This is a genomic window from Blautia sp. OM07-19 (assembly GCF_003481595.1).
Classification (GTDB): Bacteria; Bacillota; Clostridia; order Lachnospirales; family Lachnospiraceae; genus Blautia_A; species Blautia_A intestinihominis.
In genome coordinates, this window is the sequence record NZ_QULA01000017.1 from 59,350 (window position 1) to 81,784 (window position 22,435).

Sequence of the window (22,435 nt, forward strand, 5' to 3'; positions counted from 1 at the left end):
CCTTTAATAGTTTCTGTTTACGGAAGAATGATCTTCACCGGTTCTTTCTCGATAGAAACGGAAAAAGTCTCCTGAATGCCGGCGGATTCTCCGTCTTTATGTACCGCAAGTGGGACAGTACTGAATACTTCGACCTTTTTGCAGCGGAAGATATGGATTCCGGTGAACTGTGTATGCTTGCCCCAGAATGCAGTCGGAAGACAGAAGAGAACCTTAAGCTTGCTCAGTCCGTCGACAACGATCACATCAAGATATCCGTCAGAAGGGCTGGCATCAGGGCAGAATTTGAAGCCGCCGCCCTCGTATTTCTGGTTCATCACTGCCGCGAAATATACCTTGTGGAATGGGTAGATACGTTCTTCATCCATCCGGAGTGTCACAGGAACAGGCTTCAGGAACAGAAGCTGTTTCAGCGCGACAAAGAGATAAACAAGTTTCCCCAGGCCCACACGGTTAAGTATTTTTTTCATAGGGGTGACGCTTACTTCGTGGCATACTGCAGCGTCAAACCCGATACCGCAGCTGATCGCGAAATGACTTTTGCGTCCCTTGATGGAGATGACCGGGACATCCATGGATGCGATGTGTTTTCTTTTGAGGATGCAGTCCAGTGCCTCGTGCGGGTCCTGTGGGAGCTGCATGCTGCGGCAGAAATCATTCCCGGATCCTGTCGGGATATAACCAAAATAAATACAGGACAGATCCTTAACACCGGAAAGAACCTCCTGGATCGTACCGTCACCGCCGACTGCGATCAGATAAACAGGATGTTCCGGTGATGCTTTTGCTGTGACGGAAGCCGCCAGTTTGACCGCATGACCGCGGTATCCGGTAAAGACAGCCTTGTAAGAAATATGTTTCTGTTGAAGAGTCCTGCGAAGTTCCTTCCATATAAGAGCACCTTTCCCTGAGCGGGAATTAGGATTTACGATAAAATAATACATAATATCCTCCAAAACGATTCTTTTTTTATGATAACATTGTTTTCTGTAATTTACAATCAGGACTTGCCTTTACAAAGATTTAACAGTCAAAAGACTAAAGATTTTACGAAGCGTGCGTATACTTGGCTTAAATTGAAAAATGAGAGAGGTAAAAATAAATGATCTACTTGGTAGAAGATGATGAAAGTATCCGCGAGCTTGTGGTATATACACTAAAAAGTCAGGGATTGGATGCAAAAGGATTCGAACGCCCATCCCTTTTCTGGAAGGAACTGGAGAAACAGGTTCCGTCCTTGATCCTTCTGGATGTGATGCTTCCGGAGGAGGACGGAATCTCCATTCTTAAGAAACTCAGGACAAGACCGGACACCAGGAAACTTCCGATCATCATGCTGACAGCAAAGGGAAGCGAATATGATGTCGTGATGGGACTGGACAGCGGTGCAGATGACTATATTCCGAAACCGTTCCGGATGATGGAACTCATCTCCAGGATCAAGGCAGCACTTCGAAGAGCAGAGGACAAAGGCGCAGAAGAATACCGGCTTGAGAACCTTTATGTATGCCCGGTCCGCCATGTAGTGACTGTTGACCAGGAGCCGGTTACCCTGACACTTAAGGAATATGAGATGCTGTGCCTGCTGCTTAAGAACAGCGGAATGGTCCTTTCCAGAACACAGCTTCTGAACCAGATCTGGGGTTATGAATTTGATGGAGAAAGCAGAACAGTGGATGTACATATCCGTACGCTGCGGCAGAAACTTGGCAGTGCCGGAGATCTGATCGAAACAGTACGGGGCGTCGGTTACAAGATAGGAAGATGAAAATCTTCCTTTTTTGTTGGTCAAAATGCAATTCTATGATATACTCATTTTCAGAGAAAACTTCTGAGAGGATTTAGAATAAATGAAATCATTGGTAATTGCGGAGAAGCCTTCCGTGGCAAGAGACATTGCAAGGGTTTTCCATTGTAATCAGAAAGGGAACGGAGTCCTGGAAGGAAAGGACTATGCTGTGACCTGGGCACTGGGACACCTGGTAACTCTGGCAGATCCTGAAGAATATGATAAGAAGTACATGAAATGGGATATGCAGACGCTCCCTATGATGCCGGATAAGATGAAGCTGGTCGTGATCCGCCAGACATCGAAACAATATCAGGCGGTCAAGACGCAGCTTTTCCGTAAGGACATCGGAGACATCATCATCGCCACAGATGCCGGAAGAGAGGGCGAACTCGTAGCAAGATGGATCCTGGACAAATCCGGATGCCATAAGCCAATCAGGCGATTATGGATCTCATCCGTGACAGACAAAGCGATCAAAGACGGATTCCAGAATCTTAAAGATGGAAGAGAGTACAATAACCTGTATAGAGCGGCTGTGGCGAGAGCAGAGGCAGACTGGCTGGTAGGAATAAACGGAACACGAGCCCTGACCTGCAAATACAATGCGCAGCTTTCCTGCGGTCGTGTGCAGACCCCTACCCTTGCGATCATAGCAATGCGCGAAGAAGAAATACGAAACTTCAAACCGAAGGATTACTATGGAATATCTTTACAGGCAGGAGAAGTGCAGTGGACCTGGAAAGATCCAAAGAGCGGAAGCTTCCGTACTTTCCAGAAAGAACGTGCAGAGGAGATCACACAGAGCGTCCAGAATGGACAGATCGAGATCACTGCTATCACAAAGAAACCAAAGAAGACAATGGCACCGGGGCTCTATGATCTGACAACTCTCCAGAGAGAGGCAAATCAGAAATACGGATTTTCTGCCAAGGAAACCCTGAATATTATGCAGCGCCTTTATGAAAATCACAAAGTCCTGACCTATCCGAGAACAGATTCACGTTATATCGGCAAGGATGTAGTCCCGACACTCAAAGAAAGACTCAAGGCCTGCGGTACAGGTCCGTATCGTAAACTGGCAGGAGCACTTCTGAACAAACCGATCCGCACAAATGGAAGTTTTGTGGACGATAAACGGGTCAGTGACCACCATGCGATCATTCCGACAGAGCAGTTCGTGCAGCTTGACCATATGACAAACGAAGAGCGCAAGATCTATGATATGGTGGTAAAACGCTTCTTAAGTGTTCTGTATCCGCCATTTGAATACGAGCAGACTTCAATGGAGGGGACAGCAGGCGGTTATACCTTTGCTGCCAACGGAAAGACAGTCTTAAGTGCCGGCTGGAAAGAAGTCTACGAGGGTGGATTCCAGGAAGAGGACGACACAGAAGAAGAAAAACTCAAAGACCAGAAACTTCCTGTCTTTGAAAAGGGACAGAAACTTCGTATCACACAGGTACACCTGAATTCCGGCAAGACCAAAGCCCCGGCACGTTTCACAGAGGCAACACTGCTTGCAGCGATGGAAAATCCAGTCAAATACCTTTCCACGAAGGACAAACAGGCTGCAAAGACTCTGGGAGAAACGGGAGGACTTGGAACCGTAGCAACCAGGGCAGACATTATAGAGAAACTTTTCCACAGCTTTATGATGGAAAAGAAAGGCAACGAGATCTATCTGACTTCCAAAGCAAAACAGCTTCTGGAACTGGTTCCGGAGGACTTAAAGAAACCGGAACTGACAGCAGACTGGGAAAAGAAACTTTCTGACATTGCGAAAGGAAAACTTAGACAGGACACCTTTCTGAGTGATATCCGCGGCTATACAAATGAGATCGTCAGTGAGATAAAAACGGGACAGGGAACATTCCGGCACGATAACCTGACGAACAAGATCTGCCCGACCTGTGGCAAGCGTCTTCTGGCAGTCAACGGAAAGAACAGCAAGATGCTGGTCTGCCAGGACAGAGAGTGCGGCTACCGTGAGACGATCTCACGAACAACAAATGCCCGCTGTCCGAAATGCCACAAGCGTATGGAAATGCTGGTCAAAGGCAAAGAAGAAACCTTCGTATGTGCCTGCGGTTACAAAGAAAAACTGTCTTCTTTCCAGGCAAGACGAGAGAAAGAAGGGGCAGGAGTCAAGAAACGTGATGTCCAGCGATACCTGAAACAGCAGCAGAAAGAAGCCAACGAGCCGGTAAACAACGCTTTTGCACAGGCGCTGGCAGGACTGAAACTCGACTGATACAAAACTACAAAATAATTAAGATAAAGGAGAAGCCGTTATGCCTGTATTTGATTTCAGCAATGCAACAACCGAAAAGAAAGATCCGGAATGCACCTACACCACATTCCGCTCCAATGAAACAAAACCATCTCCGGAGAAACCGATCCTGGTCCTGGACAACACAAGCCGCCAGTGGAATCATCATTCCTGTGGCGTATTCTCTAATCCAAACCAGAAATCTTCTTTTGAATTCAAAGAAGAGGATGGCGTATTCCCGGCAGATATCCTCAAGATCGATGCACGTTTCGTAAGCCTTGTCAAATGGCTTGGTGAAAACCATATCAGTGTACGATTATCAGGACAGAATACTGGAGAAGGCTATGCAGTCTACAAGATCCGAGAGACCGCATTCGGAGGCGGCACCAAGCTTTCTGCAGAGGATGGATTTCTTCAGTTTATGATCGAGCGTCTGCTCGCAAGCAATGCACCGACAGAACTTCCAGAGAACGAGGACGAGAATGAAGAGGGCGACAACATGAAGCTCACCAGTATCCAGAGCATCACAGACTTTATGACCTGTGCGGGAAGGACCATGCCGGATAACATCCGCCTCTGGGCAAGACGAAACCTTGCCGTAGCACGTTCCCATGAGGTCTCTCAGGAAGAAAGAAGACATGCACAGAGAGCACTGTCCATTATGATGAACATCCAGTGGAAGAATAATTACTTTGAATCCATCGACCCGGTAGAGGCACGCCGTATTCTTGACGAAGAACTTTACGGAATGGAGAAAGTAAAACAGAGAATCATCGAGACGATCATTCAGATTAACCGTACCCATACACTTCCGGCGTATGGACTTCTGCTTGTAGGACCGGCAGGAACAGGTAAATCCCAGATCGCATATGCCGTAGCACGTATCCTGAAACTTCCGTGGACAACTCTTGATATGAGTTCCATCAACGATCCTGAGCAGCTTACAGGAAGTTCCCGTGTTTATGCCAATGCCAAACCGGGAATCATCATGGAGGCATTTTCCATGGCAGGAGAATCCAATCTTGTATTTATCATCAATGAGCTGGATAAAGCAACCAACGGTAAAGGAAACGGAAATCCGGCAGACGTGCTTCTGACACTTCTCGATAACCTGGGATTCACAGACAACTACATGGAATGTATGGTTCCGACCGTCGGTGTATATCCGATCGCAACAGCAAATGACAAAGCACAGATCAGTGCACCGTTAATGTCCCGTTTTGCGGTCATTGAACTTCCGGATTATACAGCAGAAGAGAAGAAAGTCATCTTCTCCAAATTTGCCCTTCCAAAAGTTCTCAAGAGAATGAACTTAAGAGAAGAAGAGTGCGTGATCGCACCGGATGGACTGGATGCAGTGATCGAGCAGTTTGCGGATACTACAGGAATCCGTGATTTGGAGCAGGCGGCAGAGCATATCGCAGCAAATGCGCTGTATCAGATCGAGGTAAATAAGGTATCCTCTGTAACATTTGATGCAGAGATGGTGAAGAAATTATTTGAGTAAGGCGCAAAGATCAGTATATAAACAAAATAGTATAGAATACAGACAGGGAGCAGATCCATAGTGGAAATGCTCCCTGTCTGTATATTATCTGCGTAAATTGATATTGCAGATATGTTTCTTTGATTTTATCGGAAACTCTTGAGCCAGTTTACAAGAGAATCATGCCAGATGTTGTCATCGACAGTCTTTTTCATCTGATCGGTGACAGGTCCGTTGTTAGCCATCTGTGCAAGGATGGCAGCCTGGAGTTCTTCGACGGTCATGCCTTCCGGAGCCTTGTTCGGGTCAACCTTGACAGGTTCTTTTGCTGTGGATTTTTCTGATGCCTCGGTAACTTTTTCTTCTGTAGCGGCAGTTTCCTTTGTGGCAGTGCTGATAGTATTTACATCTGTACTTTCGGAAGCAGTTTCTTTTTCCTCTGTCTTTGTGGCAGATGTTTTTTCAGCAACTGTAGTCTCTTCAGCAACAGCAGTCTCTTCGGCAGCAGGAGTCTCTTCTTTGACAGATTCTTTAACAGCTTTTTCCTTCACCTCTACCTTGACAGGCGTGTACTCCGGCATATCACCGGCAGGTACCCAGATCTCACCGCTGTTTGCATGAACACATACATTGATGCGTTCGCCCTCGACAGAAACTTTCTGACCGGTCAGAGTGCCGACATATTCAGATGCATTTCCGGCAGGGAGGTTCATCCAAGCATCGTTGTCATCATTGTTGACAGTTACGACCACGCGCACACCGTCCAGATCACGGGCAAAAGCAAACTGGCGGTTAGTAAGCTGCAGTTCTGCATAACTTCCGTAGCTCAGAGCCGGGGTATTCTGTCTGATCTTTCCAAGAGCGGCAACCAGAGCTGTACATGGATTTGTTTCTTTCGCATCTGCGTAGTCTGCAAGAACCAGGGCAGGTCTCAGGCTGTCATCAGAGGAACGTTCCTTGCGTCCTTCAATTCCAAACTCAGAACCATAATAGATACTTGGAACTCCCGGAAGAGTATAAAGAAGTACATGAACCGGATTAAAATGCGCTTTATTGGACAGTTTGGTGTAGATTCGTTCTACATCGTGATTGTCAACAAAGTTGTACAGATCAAGATTTCCCATGTTCTGGAGATATTTCACTGTATGTGCGATCTCGAAATAGTTATGGTCATTGTGTCCACTGTAAAGAGCTTTGTGCAGAGCATAGTTTGTGACACTGTGCAGTGTCTCGCCATTTACCCAGCGGCTGTAATCGCCATGGATAACTTCACCCATCAGCCAGAAATCAGGTTTGACTTCCTCGGCAGTACGGCGGAGTGCACGCATGAAATCAAAATCCAGGACATCAGCGGCATCCAGACGGATTCCATCGACATCAAACTCAGAAACCCAGTAGCGAATCACATCACAGATATAATTCTGGACTTCCGGATTTCGCTGGTTCAGCTTGACAAGCAGATTGTATCCGCCCCAGTTGTCATAGGAAAATCCGTCATTGTATTCATTGTTTCCCCAGAAATTGACATTGCAGTACCAGTTAAGGTACTGAGAATGTTCGCGGTTCTTCTGGATATCCTTGAATGCAAAGAAATCACGTCCTGTGTGGTTGAATACACCGTCGAAGATTACTTTGATGCCTTTTTCGTGACATGCTTTGACAAAAGCGGTCAGGTCTTCGTTTGTTCCAAGACGGGAGTCAAGCTTCTTATAATCGGTGGTTTCATAACCATGTCCGACACTTTCGAAGAGAGGTCCGATGTACAGGGCGGTGCATCCGATCTCTTTGATGTGGTTGATCCATGGGAGGAGAGTGTTCAGACGGTGGACAGGAGTGGTGTACTCATTCTGTTTCGGTGCACCGCAAAGTCCAAGTGGATAGATGTGATAAAAAATTGCTTCATTGTACCAACTCATAGGTTATCATCTCGTTTCGTAGTTATTTTTTTATCGCCGGAATGCTGCATGAAACAGAACATGCCCGGTAAAAAATAATGGGGCTGTCCGTATGTACGGCAGCCCCTCTTTGGTTCAAATATGAAATTATAACTGAGGACCAGCAGCAACAAGTGCTTTACCAGCTTCATTTCCTTCATATTTAGCGAAGTTCTTGATGAATCTTGCAGCAAGATCTTTTGCTTTTTCTTCCCACTGAGCAGCATCTGCGTATGTGTCACGTGGGTCAAGGATTCCTGTATCAACGCCTGTAAGTTCTGTAGGAACTTCAAAGTTGAAGTATGGAATTGTCTTGGTAGGAGCGTTGTTGATATCTCCGTTGAGGATAGCATCGATGATACCACGAGTGTCTTTAATGGAGATACGTTTGCCTGTTCCATTCCATCCTGTGTTAACGAGGTAAGCTTTTGCTCCGCTCTGTTCCATTTTCTTAACAAGCTCTTCTGCATATTTTGTTGGGTGCAGTTCCAGGAATGCCTGGCCAAAGCAAGCTGAGAATGTAGGTGTAGGCTCTGTGATTCCACGCTCTGTACCAGCAAGTTTTGCTGTGAATCCGGACAGGAAGTAGTACTGTGTCTGAGCTTCTGTCAGGATAGATACTGGAGGAAGTACGCCGAATGCATCTGCGGACAGGAAGATTACGTTCTTAGCTGCCGGTGCAGAAGAGATCGGGCGAACGATTTTTTCGATGTGGTCGATCGGATAGGAAACACGAGTGTTCTCTGTTACGCTCTTATCGTTGAAGTCAATCTTTCCGTTTGCATCAACTGTTACGTTCTCAAGAAGAGCGTTACGTTTGATTGCATTGTAGATGTCCGGCTCAGAGTCTTTGTCAAGGTTGATAACCTTAGCATAGCATCCGCCTTCAAAGTTGAATACACCGTTGTCATCCCAGCCGTGCTCGTCATCACCGATCAGGAGACGTTTCGGGTCTGTGGAAAGAGTTGTTTTACCTGTTCCGGAAAGTCCGAAGAAGATAGCTGTGTTTTCGCCATTCATGTCTGTGTTAGCAGAGCAGTGCATAGCTGCGATGCCTTTCAGTGGAAGGAAGTAGTTCATCATAGAGAACATACCTTTCTTCATTTCTCCGCCGTACCATGTGTTGATGATAACCTGCTCTTTGGATGTAATGTTGAACATTACAGCTGTTTCAGAGTTGAGGCCAAGTTCTTTGTAGTTTTCAACTTTTGCTTTGGAAGCATTGTATACAACGAAATCTGGCTCAAATGTCTCAAGTTCTTCAGCTGTTGGCTGGATGAACATGTTTGTAACAAAGTGTGCCTGCCATGCAACTTCAACGATGAAACGGATAGCCATACGAGTATCAGCGTTAGCACCGCAGAATGCGTCAACTACGAAAAGTTTCTTGTTGGAAAGTTCTTTCTGAGCAAGTGCTTTACAAGCTGCCCAAGCTTCCTGTGTTGCAGGATGGTTGTCATTCTTGTATTCATCAGAAGTCCACCAAACGGTATCTTTGGAGTTCTCATCCATAACGATGAATTTATCTTTAGGAGAACGTCCTGTATAGATACCTGTCATAACGTTAACAGCGCCAAGTTCTGTTTCCTGTCCTACTTCGAAGCCTTCAAGACCTGCTTTAGTCTCTTCCTCGAATAATACTTCATAAGAAGGATTGTATACAACTTCTGTTGTACCTGTGATGCCATACTTAGTTAAATCGATTTTTGCCATCTTACATTTACCTCTCTTCTTTATTGGAGCCATCTATATGCTGGCTGCTTTAACCTCTAAGAAGTGGAACACTCCGACTTCTCATAGAGATTATTATACATAATTCATCAATAAAAGCAATAAAAAAACCATTAAATTTTGAAAAAATGATAATAATTTAACACTGCATGTCGTGTTTGGGCAGTGATTTCAGCATTATCCTGCTTTCTTGACATAAGTATTCCCCAAATGTACAATGAATAAAAAAAAATCTTCTATATATAATATAGAAAGCATTTGCTGGCATCACCAGGCAGAAATATCATCAGAAAGGACGGGAATCTTATGAAGCAGCTTTACACAAGATGGGGAAAAAATCTCGACAGGGATCATGTGCTGGAGGAATATCCGAGACCACTTCTGATGAGAGAAGATTATCAGATCCTCAATGGCTGGTGGGATTATGCTTTTACTATAGACTATAAACAGCCACAGCAGTATGAGGGCAGGATCCTCGTGCCGTTTTCGCCTGAGACAGCTCTTTCAGGAGTCGGACGTCAGCTTAAACCAGATGAATATCTGTGGTACCGGAGAAATTTCGATCTTCCGGGCTGGGACAGAGAAAAGGGGCAAAACCGCATCCTGCTCCATTTCGGTGCGGTAGATCAGTCCTGTGAAGTTCGGATTAACGGACATAAGGTGAAACGTCATACGGGAGGATATCTTCCGTTTGAAGTGGATATTTCCAGATACGCGCAGGAAAGCGCAAATGAACTTATAGTAGCTGTCAAAGACTTGAGTGATACTTCCTACCATTCGAAGGGAAAACAGAAACTTAATGCAGGCGGCATGTTTTATACCGCCCAGAGCGGCATCTGGCAGACAGTATGGCTGGAAAAAGTGCCGGAAACCTACATAAAAGAAATAAAAACAGTTCCGGATATCGAGAAAAAGATCATCAGGATCAAAGTAAGTTCCAGTTATAGTACAGATAAAAAGAATGTGGATAAACTTTCCAGAAATCTTCCGATAGAAATAAAAATACGAAAACCAGGACTTTATCCAGATCCGGTAGTGAAACCGTCACAGATTTCTACAGAGGATATGCTGGAAACAGCAGTACTGGCTGTAAGTGACAAATGGATCGAGATCCCGATTGAGTCCATTTCTCTGTGGAACTGTGAAACTCCGTATCTTTATTATTTTGAAGTAAAGTTGGGAGACGACAGAGCCATCAGCTATTTCGCCATGCGGAAGTTTTCTCTGGAAACGAAAGTTCATGAGGAATTCCTGCGGATCTGTCTTAACGGCGAAGTACAATTCCAGAATGGCGTGCTCGACCAGGGATACTGGCCGGAGAGTCTGTACACGCCGCCATCTGATGCAGCGATGATCTTTGACATCCAGGAAATGAAAAAGACCGGCTTCAACATGGTGCGGAAGCATCTCAAGATCGAGCCGCAGCGATGGTATTATCACTGCGACAGACTTGGAATCGTAGTCTGGCAGGATATGGTCAATGGTGGAAGTTACTATAAACACTGGTTTGTAACTTACGGTGCGACTCTGCTTTCCTGGCTTCGGATCCCAATGCGTGACGTTTATCCGAGACTGCTTTCCAGAGAAGCAAAAGCCGGCCGCCTGGAATTTATCCGGGAAATGAAAGAGACGATCCGGCTTCTTGGAAATCATCCCAGCATTGCGGCATGGGTGATCTTCAACGAAGGCTGGGGACAGTTTCAGACAGAGGATATGACCAGGATCGTCCGCAGACTTGATCCGAACCGGCTGATCGATCAGGCAAGTGGATGGTTTGACCAGGGAGGCGGAGATTTTTCCAGCCTGCATAATTATTTCTTTAAATTGTTCATCCGCCCGGAACGAGAGAGGGCTTCCGTTCTTTCAGAATTTGGCGGTTACAGCTATCGGGAACCAGGTCACTGTGCAAAAGAAAAACTATACGGCTATGGAATCTGCAAAAACAAAAAAGATCTCGAGAAGCGTTTCCTCGAAAGATGGCAGGGTGTGCGAAATCTGATCCCACAGGGCTTAAGTGCCAGTATCTACACACAGTGGACAGATGTGGAAGAAGAGGTCAACGGTGTTTTTACTTATGATCGTGAAGTGCGGAAGATCGAGCCTTTTTAATAAAGAATAAAAAATCAGCTACCGGACGCTGAGTTTCCGGTAGCTGACAGTAAAGTAGATGATCTCTGCGATCGATGTGATGATCCATGAAAACAGATACAGAAGAAACAGTGCCGGGATGGTGTGGACCCAGGCAAAGATCGTGTAGATCCATATGATACGGAAGACGCAGGAGCCCATGATGATAATGATCGTCGGGATGATGGTCTTTCCGATCCCACGGGATGCGGCGATCGTACAGTCCATAAAAGAGGACACACAGTAAGAAAACGCCATGATCTTGATCCGCTGCATGCCGGCATCGATAACGGCAGCATCCGTGGCAAACAGTGACAGGAACTGATGACCAAAGAGAAAGAGGAGCAGTCCAAGGATCAGTCCTATACTGAAGGAATAAAACAGGCTGATAAAGTAGCTCTTCAGAACTCTTTTTTTGTTTCCTGCACCGTAGTTCTGGCTCATAAAACTGGAACATGCGATATAAAAAGCATACATGACATTATAAATGATCGTGTCCGCATTGGTAGCCGCCGCATTTCCGGAGACCATATAGGTATCAAAGGAATTGACACCGCTCTGTACGAACAGGTTTGCGATCGCAAAGATCGCATTCTGGATACCTGCCGGGACCCCGATCATCAGGATGGCAATGCTGGTGTCCTTGTGCAGTCTGACTTTTTTCAGTGAAACATGGCATTCATCCCTGCGGCGAAGCAGATGCGTCATGATCAGAGCGGCAGAAGCATACTGTGCGATCGCAGTAGCTGTGGCAACACCCGCGGCTGCCATATGTAATACGATGACAAAAAACAGGTTCAAAATAACATTCAGAACACCGGCTGCAGCCAGATAATAAAGCGGGCGTTTCGTATCTCCGCGGGCACTTAACACTCCATTACCAAAGTTGTAAACACCCATCGCAGGAAGACCGACCGCGTAAATCTTCAGGTAAAGGGAAGCCTGCCCGATCAGATCATCCTTGGTGTTCAAAAGTTTAAGCATCCCGCCGGAAAAGAAGAAGCACACAGCACCGACCAGCAGTCCCATCAGTGCACAGAGGAGCAGAGCTGAATGAATGGTGTTCTCAGTGACCTGTCGGTCCCCGGAGCCAAGTGCGTGGGCGACCCGGACATTAACACCGCTGCCCATACCGATCAGAAATCCCACAAACAATGTTACCAGCAGCGTCGTAGAACCGACCGCTCCAAGTGCCTTATAATCTGCGAACTGGCCAACAACAGCAACGTCGCTTAAGTTAAAGATAACTTCCAGAAGCTGAGAGCACATCAGCGGAATACTGAACAGAAAAATATTTCTCCACAAAGAGCCCGTCGTCATCGTGATCGAACGGGCCTCTTTCTTTGAATTTTCACACATAACATAAACCTCGATATTGATTGATTTTCTCACCTGTCTTTAAGATACGACAGGATTCGAGGATTGTAAAGAGAATATACAAAAAAAGTCAGGAAGATAAAAAAATTTATTTTTGTGAAAATTTATTCCTTATTTTTCCTGCGATATTCACCGGGAGTCATCCCGTAAGTTTTCTTGAAAGTACGCATGAAATGTTCCGGGCTTTCATATCCGACAAGTTCACAGATCGCAGGGTTGCTCAGGGAAGTTTCCCGCAGTGCACGGCACGCCTGATTCAGCTTGATATCCCGGATGATCTGAAGAAAAGTTTTTCCGGTACTTTCTTTGATCAGGGTACTGAAATGGGAAATACTGTAACCAAAATGACTGGCTGTCTCGCTCAACGTAACTGTCTGGTAATGCTGGTTCAGATAGTTCAGAATCTCTGTGACAGAATTTCCGGCAGTATCCTTTGTAAGTATGGATTCGATATCGTTCTCGTGATAACGAAGCAGCATCGCCCAGAACATGACCAGCATGGAGTTGAGAAAGGTATAGCTGTATTTCTCGTGGCCGAGATACTCAATATAGAGATTTTCCAGCATATCGCGGATCCGTACATCATCTCCACTATGGAAGATCAGATAATTTCCCTCCGTCTTGCGGTACAGCACATGTGCAAAAAACTGTGCCAGGGAACTGTCAGCCGTCAGTGACTGGAAGAAAGTAGACTGAAATGTTGTACCGCGCACCAGGATATTAAAAGCCGTGCTGTCATCAAAGATTCCGACACTATGTGTAGTATTCGGCGGGATGATGCAGATATCACCCGTATGCAGCGTGTGCCGTATCCCCTGGATCGTAGTATCAGCAGTGCCGTCATACACACAGAGGATCTCAAAAAATTCATGCTCATGAGAAAAAACAGGCGTGTAGCGGTAGTGCTTGTAAAGCATGATATTCTCGACCGTATCCTGAAAGAAATCTTTTTCTTCCATATAAGGAGACCAGGATCCGCTCAGAAGTTCAGGAACATACAGGTGATGTTCCAAAATAAAGTTTCGATCCAGATTGAGGCAGTAGTCCTGAAATGTCTCAGGATCCTTCTTTTTTTGTAAATAAAGTTTTTTATAAAAGGCTTCATCTTCAGTGTAAGAAAAGATGTATTTCCGAAATTCTTCTCTGGTAAGTTTCATATAGAACCTCTCCCTTATTATGTAATAAAAGTATAGCGCATATTTATCGAAAAAAACATCACTGTTTTACAGAAAAAAAGACAATTGGAAAATACAGCAGAAAAAGGTAAAGTGATATATAGAAAAAATTGGAGGAAAAAGCAGAATGCCAGCAGTAAGTATTGATTTAAATATGGTTCGAGTAACCAATGATGATTTTGTAAAAAAAGCAGAAGCGTGTGCACCGGAACTTATCAAGACAGTAGTCCGTCCGGTTTCTATCGTAGATATCGTAAAGACAGAGGAGGTTTTTCTGCAAGTTTCGAAAAAAGATGACATCGAAAATCTTTCCACCTATCATATGGCAAAAGGCGACAGGATCTGCCTGGATTTCGGTGATCATCAGGTAGGATATGTCACTCTGAAACTGAATTCTGTGGGAAGCCCGCAGGATGCACCGGCATTTTTCAGACTGAAATTTGGTGAGATCGCAAAAGAGATGACTGAGGATTCCGCAGATTATGATGGATGGATCAGCCGTGGCTGGATCCAGGAAGAATTCATCCATATCGATGTCCTTCCGGCAGAACTGAAACTTCCAAGAAGATACGCATTCCGTTATATGGAGATCGAGGCAATCGATACCTCACTGAAATGGCAGATGGTAGTGGAAGATGTATACTGCACCAGTGTTTCTTCTGTCCGCATGGAAGATGTGAAACCGGTAGAGAGTGATGACGAAATGATCCGTAAATTGGACAAAGTCAGCCTTCGTACCCTGCACAACTGTATGCAGTCCGTTTTTGAGGACGGACCGAAGAGAGACCGCCGTCTGTGGCTCGGAGACCTGAGACTTCAGGCACTTGCAAACTACGAAACATTCCACAACATGGATCTGGTAAAAAGATGCCTGTACCTGTTCGCAGGACAGACAAAAGACAACGGTCAGGTAAGTGCCTGCCTGTTCACAGAGCCAAAATTTATCGTAGATGATACTTTCCTTCTGGACTATTCCATGTTTTTCGGCGCAACGCTTCTGGACTACTATGAGGCATCCGGCGACAGAGAAACGCTGGAAGATTTAAGCGAATGTGCATACCGCCAGATGGAGATCGCCGGAGAGCAGTTTGATGCGAGACATCTGATGAAAAACGGCGAAGGATTCTGGGGCTTCATCGACTGGACGGAAGGACTGAACAAACAGACTGCAATGCAGGGCGTTTACATCTACTGTGCAAAAAAAGTACAGAAGATCGCAGAGATCCTTGGAGATACAGCAAAAGCAGAAGAACTTGCAAAAGAAGCAGAAGAAAAGACTGCAGCAGTCAGAAAATATCTTCTGGATGAGAAAACAGGCCTGTTCGTAAGTGGCGAGGAAAAACAGATCAACTACGCAAGCCAGGTATGGCTAATCCTTGCAGGTGCAGTCAGCATCGAAGAAGGCAGTGCAATGCTCGATAAGCTGGATGAGCTGAAACCGGAAAAAGGAATGGTCTCTCCGTACATGAACCATCATTATGTGGAAGCACTTCTGATGTGCGGCAAAAAAGACCAGGCAATGGAATACATGAAATATTACTGGGGCGGCATGATCAGCCACGGTGCAGATACCTTCTGGGAACTCTACAATCCGGAAAACCCGGCAGAATCTCCATATGGAAGCAGCATTGTAAACAGCTACTGCCACGCATGGAGCTGCACACCGACTTATCTTCTCAGAAAGTACTTTAACTAAATAAACAATAAGCAGGGCGGGTCGGAAGATCCGCCTGAATAAAAGCGTGAAAAGGGAGTCAGATTATGGTAAAATTAACAGTAAAGATCGTATCTATGCAGGACGCAGATAAATTTAACAAACTTTGCAGTAAATTTGACTGTGATATGGATCTGCAGAGCGGTAAATATTATGTAGATGCAAAATCCATCATGGGAATTTTCGGCCTGGACTTAAGCAAGCCGCTGATCCTGAATGCAGGTACGGAGGATGAGCAGAAAATAAAAGAAACATTTGCAGATTTTATCGGAGAGGAATAAGGAATAATCATGACACGAATTTTGAAAGAGAGAGCATTTTCCGGCACCACAGATCCGAAAGTTCAGCCATGGGAGACAGAACACCGCAAGGTTGCATGCCGTGCAGCAGCAGAAGGAATCGTTCTTCTTAAGAACGAAGACAATCTTCTTCCCCTGAAAGCCGGAAGCAACGTTGCACTTTATGGCGCAGGCGCAGGAAGGACCATCAAAGGAGGAACAGGTTCCGGAGATGTCAATGAACGTGAAAATGTTTCCGTTTTCCAGGGAATCAAAAACGCCGGATTTCAGGTGACAACAGAAGACTGGATCGCAAGTTACGACAAGATCTACGAGAATGCACGCCAGGAATGGAAGAGAAGTATCCTTTCAAAAACGGGTGAAGGCGCGGACACCATGGATTTCTTTTCGGTATACAGCACCACTCCATTCAAAATGCCAGCCGGAGATCAGGTACAGAAACCAGCTGAGGACGCAGATACGGAAACAGCAATCTATGTTCTGAGCCGGATCGCAGGAGAAGGTTCCGACCGTACTGCTGACAAGGGCGATTATTATCTGAACGACGACGAATATCAGATACTTGCAGACATCTGTGCATATTACAAAAATGTCATTGTTCTGATCAATGCAGGCGCACAGGTGGATCTTTCCTTCATGGATGAATTCGAGAACATCAAAGCACTTCTGGTGATCGTACAGCCTGGCATGGAAGGCGGAAATGCAGTTGCCGACATCCTTTCCGGCAAGGTAAATCCATCCGGCAAACTTGCAGATACCTGGGCATATGAATATGAGGATTATCCGAATTCTGAGAAGTTTTCACATAATAACGGAAATGTGCAGACCGAGCTTTACGAAGAGGGAATTTATGTAGGATACCGTTATTTCGATACCTTTGAAGTTCCGGTCCGCTATGGCTTCGGATATGGACTTTCCTATACAGACTTTGAGATAAGCAACTACCGTCTGGTAAAAATATCCGCTGAAAAAATCAGCATTTTAGCATCTGTAAAGAACACAGGCAAAGTGTCCGGCAAAGAAGTCGTACAGGTCTATGCATCCCTGCCGGGAGGCACTCTGGAAAAAGAAGCACACCGTCTGGCAGCTTACGCCAAGACTGCCGAACTGAAACCTGGCGAAACAGAAGAAGTCACCATGGAAGTGACAGTAGATGCACTGACTTCCTACGATGAAGAGAGCGCAGCATGGATCCTGGAAAAAGGCTTCTACGGCATCTGGATCGGAAACAGCCTTGCCAGTGCGAAACTCTGTGGAGGCATGAAACTGGATGCCACAGTGACGAAACGTCAGGTCAAAAACCTCTTCCCATTGAAACAGGATCTGGAAGAAATCGTACAGGAACCATCCAGAACAGCAAAACGCACAGAAACAGCAGAGAAACTTGCCGGAGAGCAGGCGATGACCGTTCTGGAACTTCATGCGGCAGACATTACGACAGAGACTGTAGAATATAAGAAAAATGCCGACCTCTATGAGAGAGAGGCGATGGATTTTGTAAATACCCTGACAGAAGAAGAATTGATCGATCTGGCAGCCGGAGACCCGGGCAAAGCACAGGGGGGAAACCTTGGGGCAGCAGGCATTTCTGTTCCGGGTTCTGCAGGAGAGACACACCGCTGTGCTGTAGATAAAGGACTTGCAAGCATCGTCTTTGCAGACGGACCGGCAGGACTTCGACTGATGAAATATTATCATGTCAATGAAGGCAGCATTGTCAGCATGCCGTTCGAATTCAGTCTGGAAGGTGGATTATTCTATGATGATTCCAGAGAACTTCCGGGAGAAAGATATTATCAGTACTGTACAGCGATTCCGGTAGGAACTCTGCTTGCACAGACCTGGAACCAGGAGCTGATCCGCGAAGTCGGAGCAATGATCGGAACCGAGATGGAGCACTTCGGCGTGACACTCTGGCTGGCACCGGGAATGAACATCCACAGAAATCCGCTCTGTGGAAGAAACTTCGAGTACTACTCAGAGGACCCATATGTATCCGGAACGATCGCAGCAGCTATGACAGAGGGCGTGCAGTCCAATTATGGATGTGGAACAACGATCAAACATTTTGCATGCAACAATCAGGAAGACAACCGTATGGGATCAAACAGCGTTGTATCTGAGCGTGCACTTCGCGAGGTTTATCTGAAAGGATTCGAGATCGCGATCAGACAGGCACAGCCGATATCCATCATGACCAGCTACAACCTGATCAATGGTGTTCATGCAGCAAACAACTATGATCTCTGCACAGAGTCCGCAAGAAATGAATGGGGATTCAAAGGTGCGATCATGACAGACTGGACGACTACAGAACAGGGAGATAACTGTACAGCATCCGGCTGCATGACAGCAGGAAACGACCTGGTAATGCCGGGATGCTTCGGAGATCACGATAATATGCACAAAGAACTGGCAGAGGGAACTCTTAAGATCGAAGACCTGAAAGCGTGTATCGCACGACTGGTGAGTGTGATCTGGAAATCTAACCAGTATCTTCAGTAAAAAATAAATGAGATAGAAACGGGACAGCAGTAGTGAAAGCTATATGTTGTCCTGTTTTTGTGCATATTTTTGGTTTACAAGATGGCAAGTTCAGTATATGATAGAGAATCAGTGAACGAAATACAAATGGAGAAATCATGGACGACAGAAATTATACAGATCTGTATGCAACACTACAGAAAGAAACGACAATACTGACGGCGCAGATCCGTGCCCTCTACCGGGAACTGGATCGGAAATTTCATCTTCGCGGAGCCCAGATCCCGATCACTTTTGGATTTGAAACAGACACTCTGGGTTCCTATACAAGAGCAGGGCATCATGAAAAAGAACACTTTCATTTTTCCCTTCTCTTCGTAGGATACGGGGTAAAAAATCCTCTTACAAAAGAAGACCGGATGGATCTCTACAGACACGAATATGCCCACTACATGGAACATCATATCACGATCCCACGTGAATATCAGTGGCAGCCAGGACTTCACGGAAGCGCGTGGAAATACTGCTGTTCTCTGGTAGGGGCCGCGCCGACACCTTACTACAAGGCAGGGGAAGCCCTGATGAAACATGACTACGAAAAGAAACTCAAAAGTCCGATCCACGACAAGACTGTGGCAATCCGTGACACATATAGGAGGCAGCAGGAGCACAAAAACAGTCAGGCAAGTATCGTGAAATATGAGGTGGGAGAAGTGATCTGTCATCCGAAATTCGGAGAAGGATACATTGAAGAAATCGAACAGGGAACAGGTTCCGTAAGCCTTCATATCCGGTTTGGAGAAGAACTCAAAGTCATCGACCAGAAATGGCTGCTCCGCACAAAATACCAGAAAAAAGAATAAAAACAGAGACCTGAAAAGGAAGAATCGGCCATGCGAAACTGCCTTTTGAGCTCTCTTTTATATTGCACAATTATTTTATACGAGCATATAAATTGCAATGCAGACAGAACTGGTGCATGCCGGATACGGCAGGTTCCCACATGACAGGTAGTCCGCTGTATATCTGCCTGCATTTATGCGGCTCTTAAGTTCATTTCTGAACTGAGTTTCCTCAGGTCCGCATAAACACATGAGGTTCTACGTTTTACTGCAGGGACTTTTGCCTCCAGCAAAGACCTTTCCGTTACCGGAAGGGGGTAAAAGTTCTCTGATAAAATATCTTGCTCCAATATTGTACGATGCTGACAAGTCACAATTATATCGTTTTCCTGTCTGAAACACACACAGGCTGTGATTTCTTGAATCATGGGCAACCGTTCCTGTTCCATCATACGCAAGCCTGCTGGTATTCCATGCGCAGATCCTTGATATTCTCATTCCGTTTCTGTGTGCCTGATGCTCACAGCGTTTCTGGATATCCCGTTTTCTCCACAGATGCAGTCTCTGTTTCTTTCTCCCGGATATCTTTCCTTTTGTCTTCAGGTATTCGAAAACAATTATATCTGCATGGTTCTCATATACAAGTTTCGGCTTTCCTTCTATCTGGACTGATTTTTCCAACAATCTCATTCAAGTTTTGGAAGAGGATACGCTTCCCAGGGCATGCTGGATGGCTGCCCTTCTTAGGTAGCAAGGCATCTTTGGGAAAAGAACATCAAAATCAAAACGGGTCTGATTCTTTTTCGTTGTATGTATCAGGTGTTCTGCTTCATTGAAACGTTTCTTAGCTTTTTGAATACTTTCCAGTTCTTCCCATACCTGCTCATAAATTTCTGTCAGATAACTGACAGCAGACCTGTAAACATCCAGCGTCTGACGTATCGGGATATTATGTTTTCGTAATTCTACGCCATAGCTGGATGTAATCTTCATATCTGCTTCTTAACCTTTCTATTTTATACTGATATGGGCAAGTCCTATTTGTTCTTGCACTTTCTATTATACTCTTTATTCAGTCCAATAAAACTCCCTTTTTTCTATTTTTTTATAAAAAATTTGCGTGTTTGTAAAGTAGATAAACGACAGTTTTTTGGAGCTTCCATTGTAAAAGCAACTGCTTGGATACAAAAAAATGTAAAATTTTGTAGGATGCGCCCGACAGAGCATGATATAATAAGAAAAGATTGGTATTATTGATTTTTGTAGAGGGCAAAATGACACTGGAAGAGCTGATAGAGGCATATCTGGACGTGGCAACCTACTTCGAACATATGTAAGAGATGAAACTACAGCGAAAGGAAGGGATAAGTATGGACCGTTTGATTTTTCATATAGATGTAAACAGCGCGTTTCTTTCCTGGGAATCCGTGCGAAGGATAGACCAGGGACTGCCGGATCTTCGGGACATTCCGGCATGCATTGGCGGTGATCCGAAGAAGCGTACCGGAATCGTAGTAGCCAAATCCATTCCGGCAAAAAAATACGGAATCCAGACAGGAGAACCGATGGCAATGGCACTTCGGAAATGCCCGGAGCTCGTGATCGTACAGAGCGATTTTGATCTTTATGTGAAATGCTCCAGAGCGTTCAAAGAAATCTGCGCTTCGTATACACCGATTATGGAATCCTTTTCCATCGATGAAGTTTTTCTCGATATGACAGGAATGTCCCTGCTTTATCCGGACCCGATCGCAGCCGCCCATGAGATCAAAGACAGGATACACAGAGAACTGGGATTCACCGTAAATGTAGGCGTATCTACCAACAAACTGCTGGCAAAGATGGCATCCGATTTTGAAAAACCAGACAAAGTCCACACCCTTTTTCCAGATGAGATTGAGACAAAAATGTGGCCGCTTCCCATCCGAAACCTGCTCTTTCTTGGGAAAGCATCTGAGAAGAAACTGAACGAAATCGGCATCCATACAATCGGTGATCTTGCCCGTGCAAAAGAGACTGATATCCAGGCATTACTGGGCAGCAAAAACGGACACCAGCTTCACCAGTATGCCCTCGGAAACGATGATTCTCCGGTCAAAGAACAGGCAGACGAAGCAAAAGGATTCAGCGCAGAAACCACCTTTAATGAAGATATTATCTCGCTGGAACAGGTCTTCCCGATCCTTCTGGAACAGTGCGATATAGTAGCCACAAGAATGCGCAGGCAGCAGAAAAAATGCCTGTCCGTAGCTGTCACATTCCGTACACTGGACTTCAAAAAGAAATCCCACCAGGCAACCTTCCAGAATGCAACAGATGTGACAGACGAGATATACAAACAGGCCAAAAAACTCTTCCGCGAATTCTGGAAAGGCGAACCCCTCCGGCTGATTGGAGTAGCACTCACGAACCTTTCCGACGACGAATACGAACAGTTATCCTTATTTGAAAACACCGAAAACAAAGAACGCCACCGGAAACTGGACGCGGCACTCGATACGATCCGGCAGAAATACGGCAACGACAAGATCACCCGCGCGAGCATCATGAACAGCAACTCCGGCATCGCGCGAAAAGCCCGCGCACAGATGCAGAATGAACTCGAAACAAAACGCGGCAGACAAGCGAAGAAAGGCACAGACGACAATGGAAATATTTGACATCATAGACGAAAAAGGAAATCCAACAGGCAAGACAGTAACCCGCGAGAAAGCACACACAGACGGCATCCCTCACCGAACCGCTCACATCTGGATCATCCGCCAAAAAGATGGAAGAACCGAAGTTTTACTCCAGAAACGCTCCAAGAACAAAGACTCCTTCCCCGGCAAATTCGACACCTCCTCCGCAGGTCACATCCAGGCCGGAGATGAGCCCCTGGAGTCCGCACTCCGCGAACTCCACGAAGAACTCGGCATCCAGGGCACTCCAGTCCAGCTCCAATTCGCCGGAACCTTCCCCATCTCCTTCGCCAAAGAATTCCACGGCAAACTGTTCCGCGACGAAGAACTAGCCTTCGTCTACATCTACAGCCAGCCGGTAGACATCAATGACCTTGTTTTACAGAAAGAAGAAGTAGAATCTGTAGAATGGTTCGACCTCGAAGACACGTATGAAGAATGCCAGAAATCCCGAGACAAATTCTGCGTGCCGAGCGGCGGGTTTGAGGTGGTACGGAGATTTTTGAGAAAGAAGCAGGTGTAAA

General features: G+C 45.7%; 17 protein-coding genes. 10 read left to right on the plus strand and 7 right to left on the minus strand.

What is annotated here, in order from left to right; all coding sequences use genetic code 11:
* Positions 1 to 17: 17 nt before the first annotated feature.
* Complete coding sequence (locus DXC01_RS12265) at positions 18 to 944, minus strand: diacylglycerol/lipid kinase family protein (protein WP_118699008.1); 927 nt, start codon at positions 942 to 944, stop codon at positions 18 to 20.
* Positions 945 to 1,102: 158 nt separating this feature from the next.
* On the opposite strand from DXC01_RS12265, the gene DXC01_RS12270 reads away from it, so the two are divergent.
* The 3 genes from DXC01_RS12270 (at position 1,103) to DXC01_RS12280 (ending at position 5,568) form a co-directional block, all read left to right on the plus strand.
* A complete protein-coding gene (locus DXC01_RS12270) occupies positions 1,103 to 1,768 on the plus strand; it encodes a response regulator transcription factor (protein ID WP_022213678.1) in 666 nt (221 codons plus the stop codon).
* Positions 1,769 to 1,850: 82 nt separating this feature from the next.
* Positions 1,851 to 4,043 (plus strand): DNA topoisomerase III, encoded by a 2,193-nt coding sequence (locus DXC01_RS12275; protein WP_118699009.1) that lies wholly within the window; start codon positions 1,851 to 1,853, stop codon positions 4,041 to 4,043.
* A 40-nt stretch (positions 4,044 to 4,083) separates the two neighbouring features.
* Positions 4,084 to 5,568 (plus strand): AAA family ATPase, encoded by a 1,485-nt coding sequence (locus DXC01_RS12280; protein WP_022213676.1) that lies wholly within the window; start codon positions 4,084 to 4,086, stop codon positions 5,566 to 5,568.
* 125 nt (positions 5,569 to 5,693) lie between these two features.
* Here DXC01_RS12280 and DXC01_RS12285 read toward each other — a convergent pair whose 3' ends face one another.
* Both DXC01_RS12285 and pckA read right to left on the minus strand, forming a co-directional pair.
* A complete protein-coding gene (locus DXC01_RS12285) occupies positions 5,694 to 7,463 on the minus strand; it encodes an alpha-amylase family glycosyl hydrolase (RefSeq protein ID WP_118699010.1) in 1,770 nt (589 codons plus the stop codon).
* A gap of 126 nt (positions 7,464 to 7,589) precedes the next feature.
* Entirely contained in the window at positions 7,590 to 9,194 is a 1,605-nt protein-coding gene (pckA, locus tag DXC01_RS12290) for a phosphoenolpyruvate carboxykinase (ATP) (protein WP_118699011.1), read from the minus strand.
* A gap of 324 nt (positions 9,195 to 9,518) precedes the next feature.
* Here pckA and DXC01_RS12295 point away from each other — a divergent pair, with 324 nt between their 5' ends.
* Positions 9,519 to 11,321 (plus strand): glycoside hydrolase family 2 protein, encoded by a 1,803-nt coding sequence (locus DXC01_RS12295; protein WP_022215718.1) that lies wholly within the window; start codon positions 9,519 to 9,521, stop codon positions 11,319 to 11,321.
* 18 nt (positions 11,322 to 11,339) lie between these two features.
* On the opposite strand, the gene DXC01_RS12300 is transcribed toward DXC01_RS12295, so the two are convergent.
* Both DXC01_RS12300 and DXC01_RS12305 read right to left on the minus strand, forming a co-directional pair.
* Positions 11,340 to 12,698 (minus strand): MATE family efflux transporter, encoded by a 1,359-nt coding sequence (locus DXC01_RS12300; RefSeq protein ID WP_118699012.1) that lies wholly within the window; start codon positions 12,696 to 12,698, stop codon positions 11,340 to 11,342.
* Between the two features lie 122 nt (positions 12,699 to 12,820).
* A complete protein-coding gene (locus DXC01_RS12305) occupies positions 12,821 to 13,873 on the minus strand; it encodes an AraC family transcriptional regulator (protein WP_118699013.1) in 1,053 nt (350 codons plus the stop codon).
* 145 nt (positions 13,874 to 14,018) lie between these two features.
* Here DXC01_RS12305 and DXC01_RS12310 point away from each other — a divergent pair, with 145 nt between their 5' ends.
* The 4 genes from DXC01_RS12310 (at position 14,019) to DXC01_RS12325 (ending at position 19,251) form a co-directional block, all read left to right on the plus strand.
* Positions 14,019 to 15,587 (plus strand): alpha-L-rhamnosidase-related protein, encoded by a 1,569-nt coding sequence (locus DXC01_RS12310; protein WP_118699014.1) that lies wholly within the window; start codon positions 14,019 to 14,021, stop codon positions 15,585 to 15,587.
* A 65-nt stretch (positions 15,588 to 15,652) separates the two neighbouring features.
* On the plus strand, positions 15,653 to 15,886 hold the full coding sequence (locus tag DXC01_RS12315) for an HPr family phosphocarrier protein (RefSeq protein WP_118699015.1): 234 nt from the start codon (positions 15,653 to 15,655) through the stop codon (positions 15,884 to 15,886).
* A 9-nt stretch (positions 15,887 to 15,895) separates the two neighbouring features.
* Positions 15,896 to 18,409 (plus strand): glycoside hydrolase family 3 protein, encoded by a 2,514-nt coding sequence (locus DXC01_RS12320; RefSeq protein ID WP_118699016.1) that lies wholly within the window; start codon positions 15,896 to 15,898, stop codon positions 18,407 to 18,409.
* Between the two features lie 137 nt (positions 18,410 to 18,546).
* On the plus strand, positions 18,547 to 19,251 hold the full coding sequence (locus tag DXC01_RS12325; RefSeq protein ID WP_118699017.1) for a hypothetical protein: 705 nt from the start codon (positions 18,547 to 18,549) through the stop codon (positions 19,249 to 19,251).
* 237 nt (positions 19,252 to 19,488) lie between these two features.
* On the opposite strand, the gene DXC01_RS20315 is transcribed toward DXC01_RS12325, so the two are convergent.
* Both DXC01_RS20315 and DXC01_RS12335 read right to left on the minus strand, forming a co-directional pair.
* Positions 19,489 to 19,911, minus strand: a complete 423-nt coding sequence (locus tag DXC01_RS20315) for a transposase (RefSeq protein ID WP_243111618.1) — start codon at positions 19,909 to 19,911, stop codon at positions 19,489 to 19,491.
* A 9-nt stretch (positions 19,912 to 19,920) separates the two neighbouring features.
* Complete coding sequence (locus DXC01_RS12335; RefSeq protein ID WP_118699018.1) at positions 19,921 to 20,223, minus strand: hypothetical protein; 303 nt, start codon at positions 20,221 to 20,223, stop codon at positions 19,921 to 19,923.
* A 377-nt stretch (positions 20,224 to 20,600) separates the two neighbouring features.
* Between DXC01_RS12335 and DXC01_RS12340 the strand changes: the two genes are divergently transcribed.
* Entirely contained in the window at positions 20,601 to 21,890 is a 1,290-nt protein-coding gene (locus tag DXC01_RS12340) for a DNA polymerase Y family protein (RefSeq protein ID WP_022215709.1), read from the plus strand.
* Positions 21,877 to 22,434 (plus strand): NUDIX hydrolase, encoded by a 558-nt coding sequence (locus DXC01_RS12345; protein WP_118251895.1) that lies wholly within the window; start codon positions 21,877 to 21,879, stop codon positions 22,432 to 22,434. Before DXC01_RS12340 ends, DXC01_RS12345 begins: the two co-directional genes overlap by 14 nt.
* The last annotated feature ends 1 nt before the right edge of the window (position 22,435 follow it).

Coding starts and splice junctions, on each gene's coding strand:
- pckA (WP_118699011.1), bottom strand. CDS start 9,194: ATGGCAAAAATCGATTTAACTAAGTATGGCATCACAGGTACAACAGAA.
- DXC01_RS12305 (WP_118699013.1), bottom strand. CDS start 13,873: ATGAAACTTACCAGAGAAGAATTTCGGAAATACATCTTTTCTTACACT.
- DXC01_RS12345 (WP_118251895.1), top strand. CDS start 21,877: ATGGAAATATTTGACATCATAGACGAAAAAGGAAATCCAACAGGCAAG.
- DXC01_RS12340 (WP_022215709.1), top strand. CDS start 20,601: ATGGACCGTTTGATTTTTCATATAGATGTAAACAGCGCGTTTCTTTCC.
- DXC01_RS12285 (WP_118699010.1), bottom strand. CDS start 7,463: ATGAGTTGGTACAATGAAGCAATTTTTTATCACATCTATCCACTTGGA.
- DXC01_RS12325 (WP_118699017.1), top strand. CDS start 18,547: ATGGACGACAGAAATTATACAGATCTGTATGCAACACTACAGAAAGAA.
- DXC01_RS12270 (WP_022213678.1), top strand. CDS start 1,103: ATGATCTACTTGGTAGAAGATGATGAAAGTATCCGCGAGCTTGTGGTA.
- DXC01_RS12300 (WP_118699012.1), bottom strand. CDS start 12,698: ATGTGTGAAAATTCAAAGAAAGAGGCCCGTTCGATCACGATGACGACG.
- DXC01_RS12310 (WP_118699014.1), top strand. CDS start 14,019: ATGCCAGCAGTAAGTATTGATTTAAATATGGTTCGAGTAACCAATGAT.
- DXC01_RS12280 (WP_022213676.1), top strand. CDS start 4,084: ATGCCTGTATTTGATTTCAGCAATGCAACAACCGAAAAGAAAGATCCG.
- DXC01_RS12335 (WP_118699018.1), bottom strand. CDS start 20,223: ATGAAGATTACATCCAGCTATGGCGTAGAATTACGAAAACATAATATC.
- DXC01_RS12265 (WP_118699008.1), bottom strand. CDS start 944: ATGTATTATTTTATCGTAAATCCTAATTCCCGCTCAGGGAAAGGTGCT.
- DXC01_RS12275 (WP_118699009.1), top strand. CDS start 1,851: ATGAAATCATTGGTAATTGCGGAGAAGCCTTCCGTGGCAAGAGACATT.
- DXC01_RS12295 (WP_022215718.1), top strand. CDS start 9,519: ATGAAGCAGCTTTACACAAGATGGGGAAAAAATCTCGACAGGGATCAT.
- DXC01_RS12315 (WP_118699015.1), top strand. CDS start 15,653: ATGGTAAAATTAACAGTAAAGATCGTATCTATGCAGGACGCAGATAAA.
- DXC01_RS12320 (WP_118699016.1), top strand. CDS start 15,896: ATGACACGAATTTTGAAAGAGAGAGCATTTTCCGGCACCACAGATCCG.